At 51.2% G+C, this 11583-nt stretch carries 13 protein-coding genes; 11 read left to right on the top strand and 2 right to left on the bottom strand.

From position 1 onward, the window contains the following. The first annotated feature begins 83 nt into the window (after nt 1–83). The 5 genes from NYE33_RS12485 to thiI all read left to right on the top strand — a co-directional run bounded on the left by NYE33_RS12485 (nt 84) and on the right by thiI (nt 4279). Entirely contained in the window at nt 84–305 is a 222-nt protein-coding gene (locus NYE33_RS12485) for a DUF1540 domain-containing protein (protein WP_042141544.1), read from the top strand. A gap of 11 nt (nt 306–316) precedes the next feature. Further along, complete coding sequence (locus tag NYE33_RS12490; RefSeq protein ID WP_076244070.1) at nt 317–718, top strand: hypothetical protein; 402 nt, start codon at nt 317–319, stop codon at nt 716–718. Nucleotides 719–909: 191 nt separating this feature from the next. After that, complete coding sequence (locus tag NYE33_RS12495) at nt 910–1623, top strand: lytic transglycosylase domain-containing protein (RefSeq protein WP_042139411.1); 714 nt, start codon at nt 910–912, stop codon at nt 1621–1623. 205 nt (nt 1624–1828) lie between these two features. Then, entirely contained in the window at nt 1829–2980 is a 1152-nt protein-coding gene (locus NYE33_RS12500; protein ID WP_341065959.1) for a cysteine desulfurase family protein, read from the top strand. A gap of 72 nt (nt 2981–3052) precedes the next feature. Next, a complete protein-coding gene (thiI, locus tag NYE33_RS12505) occupies nt 3053–4279 on the top strand; it encodes a tRNA uracil 4-sulfurtransferase ThiI (protein WP_371916271.1) in 1227 nt (408 codons plus the stop codon). Nucleotides 4280–4360: 81 nt separating this feature from the next. Here thiI and NYE33_RS12510 read toward each other — a convergent pair whose 3' ends face one another. Then, nucleotides 4361–5062, bottom strand: a complete 702-nt coding sequence (locus NYE33_RS12510) for a TerC family protein (protein WP_039304177.1) — start codon at nt 5060–5062, stop codon at nt 4361–4363. 189 nt (nt 5063–5251) lie between these two features. On the opposite strand from NYE33_RS12510, the gene NYE33_RS12515 reads away from it, so the two are divergent. The 6 genes from NYE33_RS12515 (at nt 5252) to NYE33_RS12540 (ending at nt 10899) form a co-directional block, all read left to right on the top strand. Beyond that, nucleotides 5252–5911 (top strand): TerC family protein, encoded by a 660-nt coding sequence (locus NYE33_RS12515; protein WP_042139408.1) that lies wholly within the window; start codon nt 5252–5254, stop codon nt 5909–5911. Between the two features lie 170 nt (nt 5912–6081). After that, nucleotides 6082–6594 carry a hypothetical protein gene (locus NYE33_RS12520; RefSeq protein ID WP_042139407.1) on the top strand — a complete coding sequence of 171 codons (513 nt, stop codon included), beginning with the start codon at nt 6082–6084 and terminating at the stop codon, nt 6592–6594. A gap of 255 nt (nt 6595–6849) precedes the next feature. After that, nucleotides 6850–8694, top strand: coding sequence for a translational GTPase TypA (gene typA, locus NYE33_RS12525; RefSeq protein WP_039304185.1), 1845 nt, complete (start codon nt 6850–6852; stop codon nt 8692–8694). Between the two features lie 160 nt (nt 8695–8854). After that, on the top strand, nt 8855–9151 hold the full coding sequence (locus NYE33_RS12530) for a YlaH-like family protein (protein ID WP_042139406.1): 297 nt from the start codon (nt 8855–8857) through the stop codon (nt 9149–9151). An 82-nt stretch (nt 9152–9233) separates the two neighbouring features. Then, the gene (locus NYE33_RS12535) at nt 9234–10355 is read left to right on the top strand and encodes an LCP family protein (RefSeq protein ID WP_076244064.1); all 1122 of its coding nucleotides are present in this window, start codon (nt 9234–9236) and stop codon (nt 10353–10355) included. A 91-nt stretch (nt 10356–10446) separates the two neighbouring features. Beyond that, the gene (locus NYE33_RS12540) at nt 10447–10899 is read left to right on the top strand and encodes a pyridoxamine 5'-phosphate oxidase family protein (protein ID WP_042139404.1); all 453 of its coding nucleotides are present in this window, start codon (nt 10447–10449) and stop codon (nt 10897–10899) included. Between the two features lie 61 nt (nt 10900–10960). Here the strand turns inward: NYE33_RS12540 and NYE33_RS12545 are convergent, their stop codons facing one another. Then, nucleotides 10961–11533 carry a YhcN/YlaJ family sporulation lipoprotein gene (locus NYE33_RS12545; RefSeq protein WP_076244062.1) on the bottom strand — a complete coding sequence of 191 codons (573 nt, stop codon included), beginning with the start codon at nt 11531–11533 and terminating at the stop codon, nt 10961–10963. Nucleotides 11534–11583 lie beyond the last annotated feature (50 nt).

The following is an 11583-nucleotide window of genomic DNA, read 5'->3' on the forward strand; positions in this document are numbered from 1 at the left end:
GAACGGCTCCATTCATCAGCTGGAAACCATTCAGCCGCATAGCCGTAAAGCGGAGAGGACATAATGAAGCCGAGGTGATCATTATGACAAACGCAAAACCGCTTGTGAGATGCAGTGTGAGCAACTGTCATTATTGGGGAGAACAGAACCTGTGCCGTGCCGAAGAAATTGTTATTGAAATTGACAAGCATGCAGGCAGCCATTTCAAGGAAGAATATGCTGAAGAGCTGACGGCAAATAATCATCATGACCATGCCGGAACTTCATCCGCAACCTGTTGTCTGACGTTCAAGCCGAACGCCTAGAGGAGGCCCTTATGGACAATCAGAATGATGAACCCAAAGTGGACCGTTCGGAACGCAGGAAAATTATTTTGCGTCCGCGCAGAGTGGATTATCCCCGCCGGGACAGAAGTCATAACGAGGAATATGCTGCTGAAATCAGTCCGCTTCCCGTGCAGGTCCATAGTACCTCCAACAGGGAAACAGAACGTACAACCGGCAGTGTAAAGGAAAGCGATGAACGGACAATCGGCTATATTGGCCTCGGATTTGGTGTGGTTTCCTTATTTATCTGGTCAATAATTATGGGGCCTATTGCTGCAGTGCTCGGGTATTATGCCTATGCCAGGGGGCAAAAAACTGCTGGCGCCTGGTCCATGGGACTGGGAATTGTCTCTACCTTAAGTTATTTTGTCTTAATTCCTTTTGCCCGTTAGAGTAAGCTGCATGCAGAAATTTGATTTCAAAACAGGCTTTCAGACCTAACTATGCGGGTCTGAGGTCTGTTTTTTCTGTTTGGCATATAGTAATTACTGCAAATAAATTGTAAAATAAAGCCGTATTTCAAATTTAAATAGAATGCTTTATTTTGTTTATATAGATTTATGATGAAAGAGGGAATGGGAGCATGGCAATCGACCCCGCTGCAGCAAGCGGAACCGGGCAACTGAAATGGGTTGATCTGAGGAGTTCAAGCATGAAGGGCGGAAGCGGCAAGGTTTCATCCGGAGTAACAGGTTCTTCGGCAGCGGAATTCGCGGCTTTACTACAGCAGGCGGCCCTGCAATCCGCAACCGGCGGCAGCAGCGGAAGCACTTTAACCTCACTCACGGATGCTTCTTCACTAAGTAATCTGCTCTGGCAGCAGCTTGGTGGAACAGCTGAAACGTATGACGGCATTTCCGGGGAAATAACGCACACGGTGCCGACAGATTACGAAGAGCTGATCCAGACGGCCAGCGCGAAATATGGCGTTCCTGTTGATTTGATCAAGGCTGTAATTGATACGGAATCCTCGTTTAATCCTAATGTTGTTTCTTCTGCAGGGGCCAAAGGGCTGATGCAATTAATGGATGGAACGGCGAACGGTCTGGGTGTCTCCGATCCCTTTGACCCGGCCCAGAGCATTGACGGAGGCGTACGCTACCTTTCTTACCAGCTCAAACGTTACAATGGCGAGGAGAATATGGCACTGGCCGCTTATAATGCCGGACCAGGCCGCGTTAATAAGCTTGGCGTCAGCAACGATGCCGAACTGATGGCTAATCTCTCAGAGCTTCCGAAGGAAACTCAGGCCTATATTGCCAAAATAGAACGCGCCCGCGCGCAATACGCGTTATAATATAAAGGATCAAACGGAATCTGCATCCAGCCGCTCCGGCGGCAGCAGCCCGTTTGATCCTTTTTGCAACATATAAATAAAGAATGAATTTTGCTATACTTATTCTTTCTTGCTGAAAGGCTACCATCCAATAAAGGACGGCGTAGCTGTATATGCTTGGCAGAATGGGAATGCTGAAACGATAAGCAAAGGAGAACGCCGATATATGCTGTATTGGGATTATGCCGCTGCTGCTCCGCCGTATGAGGAGGTAGTGCAGACTATGGAACAAGTCATGAGGCAGCACTTTGCCAATCCCTCATCTCTGCACCGTGCGGGGGCGGAGGCGGACAAGCTGATCAAGCGTGCGCGGGAAGTGTGTGCGGCAGCGCTTGGCGTGCAGCCGCAGGAGATAGTGTTTACCTCTGGAGCTACTGAGAGCAATAACCTGGCAATCAAAGGGGCGGCGCTGCAATATCAGGGCAGAGGCCGACATATAATAACTACCGAGCTGGAGCATCCTTCAGTCTATGAGAGCTGTCTTCAGCTGCAGCAGCTTGGCTGGGAGATTACCTTTATTGCACCGGACAGCTCCGGAGTCGTCGAACCCTCGCGGGTTGCAGCTGCGGTCCGGCCGGATACCGTACTGGTCAGTGTAATGCATGTGAATAATGAGATTGGCACGGTGCAGCCGCTGCGTGAGATCGGACGGCAGGTCAAGGCGGTGAACCGCCGGACACTGTTTCATGTCGATGGGGTGCAGGGCTATGGCAAGCTGGAGACCCGGCTGAAGGAATGGCAGGCGGATCTGTACAGCTTGTCAGCGCACAAAATCCGCGGCCCGCGCGGAACAGGAATCCTGTATGTACGGGAAGGCGTAACCTTGTTCCCTCTGCTTACCGGAGGTTCACAGGAGATGGGCAACCGCGCCGGAACAGAGAATGTGCCGAATATTGTAGCCACAGCTAAGGCGGTGCGCATGAGCGGCGAACGGCGGCAGGAATTCACCCGCCGGATTACGCCGCTAAAAAAACAGCTGGAGGATTATATATCCGGAATTCCGGAGCTTGTGCTGAACAGCAGCGGAGACGGGGCGCCTCATATTGTCCATTTCTCTTACCCCGGAATGAAGGGGGAGGTTATGGCCAGGAAGCTGGAGGAACTGGGAATGGCTGTTGCCACCCGCTCCGCCTGTTCGTCACGGCTGGCCGAACCGAGCCGGGTGCTGCTGTCCATCAGGAGAGACCGGGCTGCTGCGCTTGGCGGCATCCGTATCAGTCTGGGTGACAGCCATACGAAGCAGGAGGTGCAGCAGCTGGAGCAGGCGCTGCTTGCCGCTGTCCAGTCTTTGAAGATTGCTGAAGGAGGCGTGAAATAACAAATGACAATTATAGAGTCAGACCACGGAGCAAACGCTGCGGGGATTGGAAGCAGCATTGAATATGCGGATATGCTTCTGCTGCGCTTTGGAGAATTTATCTTAAAAGGAAAAAACCGCAGCCGGTTCGAAAAAACAGTGCTCCGTCATGTGAAGGAGATGGTTAAACCCTATCCCGGTGTGGTGCTCAGCAAAGAATTCGGGCGGATATATGTCGAACTGAACGGTGAGCCGGCGGGAGAGTTAACGGATGCACTGAAGAATGTATTCGGCATTGCTTCAATTAGCCCGGTGAAGGTGTCCCGGTCGGAATTTGAAGAGATTCTTGCAGCCAGCAGGACATTCCTGAATATTATTGCCCCGGCAGCAGGAACGACCTTCAAGGTTAGTGCCCGCCGGGTATGGAAGGGATTTCCATATGGCTCCATTGAGATGGGCAAGCTTATTGCCACTCCTCTGCTGCAGGGATATCCCGGGCTGCTTGTGGATGTGAAATCTCCGCAGATGGAGCTGAGAATTGAGATTCGTGAAGGGCATACCTATATTTTCTGCGAGAATATTGCCGGTGTCGGCGGGTTCCCGCTCGGTACGAACGGCAAAGCAATGCTGCTGCTGTCCGGCGGCATTGACAGCCCGGTTGCGGGCTGGTCATCCATGCGCAGAGGACTTGAAGTGGAATGTGTCCATTTCTACAGCTACCCGTATACCAGCGAGCTTGCCCGTCAGAAGGTTGTAGATCTGACGCGGGTACTGTCGCGTTATGCCGGAGTGATCAAGCTCCACCTGGTTCCGTTCACGGAGGTCCAGACCTCCTTTACCGGAATTGGCCAGGATAATCTGATTATTACACTAATGCGCCGGGCCATGCTGCGGATTGCCACCGCTCTCGCTGAACGCGAAGGGGCGCTGGCCCTGATCACCGGTGACAGTCTGGGGCAGGTCGCCAGCCAGACGCTGCCAAGCATGAATGTCATTGGCCGTGCCACTGAGCTGCCGCTGCTGCGTCCGCTGGTGATGATGGATAAGAGTGAGATTGTCGGAATCTCCCAGAGTATCGGCACCTATGACTTGTCCATCCTTCCTTATGAAGATTGCTGTACGCTGTTCGTGCCCAAGTCTCCGACGACGAATCCGAACATGCGGATTGTGGACAAGATTGAAGCCACGCTGCCCGGGTACCAGACACTCCTGGAAGCGGCGGTTGCCGGAACAGAGACGGTATCGATTACACCATACGGTGATGAGAAGCCGAGCGATGTGATCCCTGTACAGGCAGGTTTACAGGAAGAATGGTTCTAGAATAGCTGAAGAAGAGGTGCCCTGCAGCCGGTAATACTGGTTGGCCGGGGAACCTCTTTCTGATATATGGCGGTATATGCATTACCGGGTAGAATTGCCGCTATGCGGAATCCTGCCCTGTGCGCGGTGGCGCTGCCAGAGGCCGGCGGCAAGGATGCCTGCAATCACCAGAGCAATAAACAGATAATGGAGCAGCGGCTGCTGTTCGAAGAAGGGGGCAATCCGCTTCTCACTGGTAATCATACTTGCGGCCGTGAACCCAAGCACGGCTGAGCCGATATAGATGATCCAGGAATATCTATTGATCAGCTTGATGAACAGCGTGCTGCCCCAGACCACAATCGGCACACTGATCAGCAGCCCGAGCACCACAAGCGTAATATTGTGTTTGGCTGCCCCGGCGATCGCGATAACATTATCCAGCCCCATCGCCGCATCTGCGACAATGATCGTCCGTACGGCCGACCACAGTGTTCCTCCGGCCTGTATGTCCGTGTCCTCCGTATTCCCCCCCGTCAGCAGCCTGTAGGCGATCATAATAAGCAGCAGTCCGCCGAATAGCAGCAGCCAGGGCACTTTGAGCAGCCACACGACAAGGATCGTCGCGATAATCCGCAGTACCACGGCGCCCCCTGTGCCCAGCAGAATTGCCTTCTTCTGCGAACTTCCCTGCAGGTTCCGCGCGGCCAGGCCGATCACTATGGCATTATCACCGGCCAGAATCAGATCGAGGAAGACAATATTCAGCAGGGATAGTATGAAATCCGTAACGGATGGATTCAATAGGGGTCACTCCTCGAATTTGTTTGGAAGATATACGGGCTTTTTTGACATACGGCAGGCAGGCTATAATTTTGTATACGCTGAAACAGCCCCGCTCATGCGTAGTTTCTAAAAAAGCAGGACAGGATGCATAGCTTGTCACCCTGAGGCATACATGTATTTACATGGAGTTCAGGGAGGTTGAAAAGAATGGATTCTTTATTGCTGCTGGGTGAAATACTGATGATCAATCTGGTGCTGAGCGGAGACAACGCGATGGTCATTGCGATGGCCAGCAAGAATCTCCCGGAGAAGCACCGCAGGCAAGCGGTATGGTGGGGAGCTGCAGGGGCAGTGGGTCTGCGCTGCATCCTGACTTTTGCCGCAGTGCTGCTGCTCAAAATTCCTTATATTGAAGCCGGAGGCGCGATACTGCTGCTCTGGATCTCCTTTAAGCTGCTGCTGGAGGAGGAGGGGGAACTTAAGATTGAGGGGAGCTCCAGTGTATGGAAGTCGGTACGCACCATTCTGCTCGCCGATTTCATCATGAGTCTGGACAATGTGCTGGCGATTGCAGGCTTGGCCAAAGGAGATCTGGCACTCATCGTAATCGGGATTGCCATCAGCATTCCGATTGTGGTCTGGGGAAGCGGCATCATCGTGGGCTGGCTGCACCGTTTCCCGGTGCTGGTCTTCATCGGAGCCTATATTCTGGCGTATACGGCCGGTAATATGCTGCTGCAGGATGCTAAATTTGGTGCGGTCATTTCCTTCATGCTGCCTACATTCCACTCCATGCTGCCGATGGTGCTGGGGATTCTTGTCGTAGTAACAGGTATGCTTAAGCGGAGGATGGTATCTGCAGGATAAGAAGCGGCAATACTAGAGGCTGTGCCAAAAGCTGGAAAGCTTTGGTGCAGCTTTTTTGTGCAATTCCCCCGAATACACGAAGAATGATGGTGTTTTAATTATTTTTCAGATAAAATATAAAATGACGAGGGTCAGAGAAAAGACGCGAATTTTGAAGGGATGGGTGAAAGATGTCTTCCAAAAACGACATGAAACTGGGTGTGTTCATCGCCGCCGCCGGCATTGTGATTCTGTTCGGGAAGCTGGGGGTGTTCGGATTTCTTGGACATGCCTTGTGGCCGCTCGTAATTCTGGTTCCGGGCCTGTTCCTGCATGTGCTCTTCTTCACCCGCCGTGCTTCTGCATCTGTATTGATACCTGCGGGCATATTAACGGTATACGGTCTGCTATTTGGACTATGCAATACATGGGGCTGGGACCTGATGAGGCATTTGTGGCCTATCCTGCTGCTGGGCATTGCGGTCGGACTTTATGAATATTCGCTGTATTCTTCAGCCAGAACCAGAGGACTGACAACAACCGCTGTTATCCTTGGGCTGCTAAGCATTGTGTTGTTCATCTTCACCCTGCTCGGGACCGGAGCCTTGTATCTGCTGGGTGCCGTTCTGGTTGCCGCAGGCCTCTGGCTGATGCTGGGCCGGGGCAGACCGGGCGGGCGCAAGAAGTGGAACGGCGGCTGGTAAGACAGCCAGGCAAACGGCACAGACTGAGGGAATGGGCACCGCTGAATGTAACGCAAGGCAAAATTAGAAAAATTAAACGAAGTTGGTAACGTTTTTTTCAGAAAAAGACTTGCTTTTCATGGTGCTTTCACGATACTATTAAGGATATGTTGGAGCGTCGGGTTTCTGCCTGGCGCTTCTTTTGTGAGACTGCCGTGACATGCTATAAATTTAAACATTTTTAATTTGATAAATGAGAGGATTTGGATACAAATCATGCATTCAAGAAAAGATATTCGCAATATTGCGATCATTGCCCACGTTGACCATGGTAAAACAACACTCGTCGATCAGCTTCTCCAGCAATCAGGGATTTTCAGCGCGCACGAGCACTTGCAGGAACGGGCCATGGACTCTAACGACCTGGAGCGGGAACGCGGAATCACTATCCTAGCCAAAAATACAGCAATTACCTATAAAGAGTTCCTGATCAACATCGTAGATACCCCTGGACACGCCGATTTCGGCGGTGAAGTAGAACGTATCATGAAGATGGTTGACGGCGTACTGCTGGTTGTGGATGCTTATGAAGGCTGCATGCCGCAGACTAAATTCGTTCTGCGCAAAGCACTGGAGCAGCACCTTACACCTATCGTTGTCGTGAACAAAATTGACCGTCCGGCTGCACGTCCGAAGGAAGTTATTGATGAAGTTCTGGATCTGTTCATTGAGCTTGAAGCCAGTGACGATCAGCTTGAATTCCCGGTTGTATATGCTTCTGCGCTTAACGGCACATCGAGCATGGACCCTGAGAAGCAGGATGAAACGATGCTTGCCCTTTACGAAACCATTGTTGAACATATCCCGGCTCCAACTGAAAAAGTTGAAGAGCCCCTGCAGTTCCTGGTAACTCTGATGGATTACAATGAATACCTTGGCCGTATCGCCATTGGCCGTGTTAACCGCGGTGTAATCAAGCAGGGCCAGTCCGTAACTGTTATCATGCGTGACGGCAAGAGCAAAACAGCGCGTATCGAGAAGCTGTTCGGTTTCCAGGGCCTGAAGCGTGTTGAGACAGAAGAAGCGGGTGCAGGCGACATCGTAGCAATTGCCGGTATCAAAGACATCAACATCGGTGAGACCATTGCCGATCCGCAGCATCCAGAAGCGCTGCCTGTTCTTAAGATCGACGAGCCTACAATGCAAATGACGTTCCTCGTGAACAACAGTCCGTTTGCCGGTAAAGAAGGCAAGTGGGTAACTTCCCGTAAGCTGCGCGAACGTCTGTTCAAAGAGCTGGAAACAGATGTCAGCTTGCGTGTAGATGAAACGGATTCCCCTGATGCATTTGTCGTATCCGGCCGTGGTGAGCTTCACCTGGGTATCCTGATCGAGAATATGCGCCGTGAAGGTTACGAAATGCAGGTTTCCAAGCCTGAAGTTATCGTCAAGGAAATCGACGGAGCCAAGATGGAGCCGCTTGAACGCCTGATGATTGATGTTCCGGAAGAAAGCATGGGCGCTGTTATGGAAAGTCTGGGAACACGCAAAGCAGAAATGGTCAACATGATCAATCATGGTACTGGCCAGGTTCGTCTGGAGTTCCTGATTCCTGCACGTGGCCTGATTGGTTACAACACCTACTTCCTGACCCTGACCCGCGGTTATGGCGTTATGAACCATGCGTTTGACAGCTATGCTCCACTGATTGGCGGACAGGTTGGCGGACGTCACCAAGGCGTACTCGTATCCAGTGAAACCGGCAATACGACTCTATATGGCATGATGGGCGTAGAAGACCGCGGTATTCTCTTCCTGGAACCAGGAACTGAAATTTATGAAGGCATGATCGTAGGTGAGCACACCCGCGATAATGACATCATTGTAAATATCTGCAAGGAAAAACAGCTGACCAACGTTCGTTCTGCAACGAAGGATGAGACTGTTAAAATGAAGACCCCGCGTATGTTCTCTCTGGAAGGCGCGCTTGAATACCTGAATGATGATGAATATTGCGAAATTACACCTAAATCCGTTCGTCTGCGCAAAAAGATCCTGAACAAGGGTGAGCGCGAACGTGTAGAGAAGCAGCGTAAAGCGGCGCAAGCCAGCCAAGCGTAAGCTGTCACCCATTCAAGCCGCCGGATGAAGAATCCGGCGGCTTTTCTTGTTTATTTTCCCGGACAGAAGACCGTTCAAATTGCAGGGATTAAAAGCAGTATAAAAACGCTGAGGATGATATAATGTAAACGATACTTATATCCGGGAGGAGTGACGAGCTGTGCAGAGCTGGTTCGCTGAGCATCCAATTGTCGCTTACATTGTCATCTTTATTCTACTGACTTATGTGTATAACCGTGTATTTCGCGTCAACCAGAAGCTGCCCATCGGCAAAGAGATCGTACTTTATATTATGATGGCTATAGGCTCGGGGATGCTGCTCATCTTCCAGCATGACAAGCTTCCGATCATCCAGTGCCTGCTGGTGGCGGTAGGGTTAATGCTGCTCGTGCGGGTCCGCTACCTGGTAGAGGCCCGGCAGAAGCGGAAAGCTGCAGCTGCGGCGAAACGGCACTAGGCGCAACTTTTAGTGCTCAGGATCGTCTAAGTTATTATAAAGTTATCTAATTCTACCTGAATGAAAAGGACCTAATTCAATTATGAATACAAGCAAGGGCAGTCTGCCACCCAGATCGAACGGCCAGCAAGGAACCAACAGACAGCAATCCAGACCCGCTGCCTCGACCAAATCAAAGAAATCAACCAACTCAACCAAATCTAATAAGAAGAAGCCTAAGAAACGCGGGTTTTTCGCCAAGCTGATGAGACTGCTCCTGATCATCCTCCTGGTTGCCGTAATTGCGGCTCTGGGCTACGCAGGGTACTTGTACTGGAAGTTTGATCAGGGAGGGTTCGGAGTGGACCAGCCGGTTCAGGCCGGGCAATCCGCTTCAGAGAAGCCGCTGACGATGCTGCTGCTAGGCACTGACAACCGTCCGAAGCACCCGTCCAATCTGACGGATGTGATTATGGTTGCGGCGTTGAACCCGGAGACCCAATCGGCGACCGTAGTCTCACTGCCGCGCGACACTTACGTAGAGCTTAGCGGCTATAAGAAAACGAAAATCAATGCGTTCTACTCCCGCTTCAAGAGCAAGGAGAAGACCTCCGGGATTCTGGCCGGGGATGAAATGAAGACCATGATGAGCAAATATCTCGATATTCAGGTCGATTATGTCACTGTGCTTGATTTCCAGGGCTTCCGGGATATCGTGGATGAATTCGGCGGTGTAGATGTCAATATCAGCGAGAATATGTGCTACACGGACAGTGTGGACGGAACCGATATTAATCTCAAGAAAGGCCAAGCCCAGCTAAACGGGGATAAGGCGCTTGATTATGTACGTTACCGTAAATCCAATTGCAGTCCGGCAACGAAGCCTTCCGATGATTTTGACCGCAATAAACGCCAGAATGAAGTTCTTAATTCGCTGATCGCGCAGATGCAGTCACTCGGCGGGGTGCTCAAAATCGGCAAGGTGCTGGATGCCGTGGACGATAATCTGGCAAGCGATATTGAGAATGCGCAGATCAAGAGCATGATAGCGACTTACTGGAATATATCTAAGGAGAATGTAGAATTTGTGCCGGTGACAGGAACCTGGCGCAGTCCCTATGTATATATTGACGATAAGGAGCTGGACGCAGCCAAGCAAAGCCTTCAGGACCAGATATCCGGCCTCTCCGGTGCCGCTGCTTCTGCGGCCGCAGACAGTCCATAAGGAAAAGAATCTACAAATTGAATGCAAGTTTCATCCTGTGCTATAATATAATAAATTGAATGCACTCACGCCGCATAGGGGGCCTGTACTTATGTCCGAAGCCGTTGCTCAGCTGGGCGAAACACTGCTAGCTATGCTGCAGTCGGAAACCTTTGTTCTTCTAAACACTGTGGATGCTGAATCAGGTGGTCCTACATCTACTGCGATTTCCTGGATCTATGCAGTGAGCCCTTCTATTGTGCGCTTATCGGTAGATCACCGTTCGAGACTTGTGAACAACATGAAGGTCAACCCGCTGGTAACTATTACTGTGTTTGGTGAGGGAACGGTTCATGCCATCAACGGCCGTGCTTCTGTGAAGCAGGACCCGCTGCCGGATGTTCCTTTTAAGATGTGCTGTTTTGATGTTGAGATTGAAGCGGTCCGCAATGCGCTGTTCTATGGTGCTCATCTGGAATCTGCTCCGAAATATGCGAAGGTATACGATGCGCGTGCGGCTGAGAAGCTGGACGGACAAGTATTTGCCGCCATGCAAAAAGCCTAGTGTGCCATCACTAGGCTTTTTTTGTCTCCAGATCCTGTGCTTTGTACAGGAATGTGCAAGCTTATTGTCCGTTGCCTTGCGGTTTGGTATCCTCCGGCAGCTGCGGGATGATCCGGCCGATAATGTCGGCCATTTCTGAGGCAAAGCCGGATACCGGGTTTCCTTTGGTAATATGCTTTCCCATCTCGGCTAACCTGCTGGTGAGGTCCATGTCGGCAGTAACGAGCGTTCTTACACCCCTCGGGTCTTTGCGGATAGCTTCCGCTACCGTGTATTTCACGCTTCCGACCCGTGAGCGGGTAAGCGATCCGTCGACATCAATGCCGACAACGGCAATGTTGTTCATTACGACACAGTGGGCTCCGTTTACACCGGGAACTCTTTTGGCTAACTGTTCAAAATGATCCTTAAGTGCAACATCGCTTTCGCCCTTAACGTCAGAAGGTTGTCCGTTCTCTGGTGTAGGTTCAAGGGCTGTACCATCTTCGGACAATGTCCGTACTCCGCGATTCCCCTGGCTGCTCAAGGCCTTTGACGATTGTTTATCCTGAGGAGAGGGTGATGTCTCTTTATTAGCGATACCGCAGCTTGTCAGCAGCAGCAGTACCAGCAACAGACACATTGATTTTCTCATATGTGCTTACTCCTTTCAGCCATAATTCAGTGGTTTACCTTATCTTGCCC

It is taken from the genome of Paenibacillus sp. FSL R10-2199 (assembly GCF_038000235.1).
GTDB lineage: Bacteria > Bacillota > Bacilli > Paenibacillales > Paenibacillaceae > Paenibacillus_AQ > Paenibacillus_AQ phytohabitans.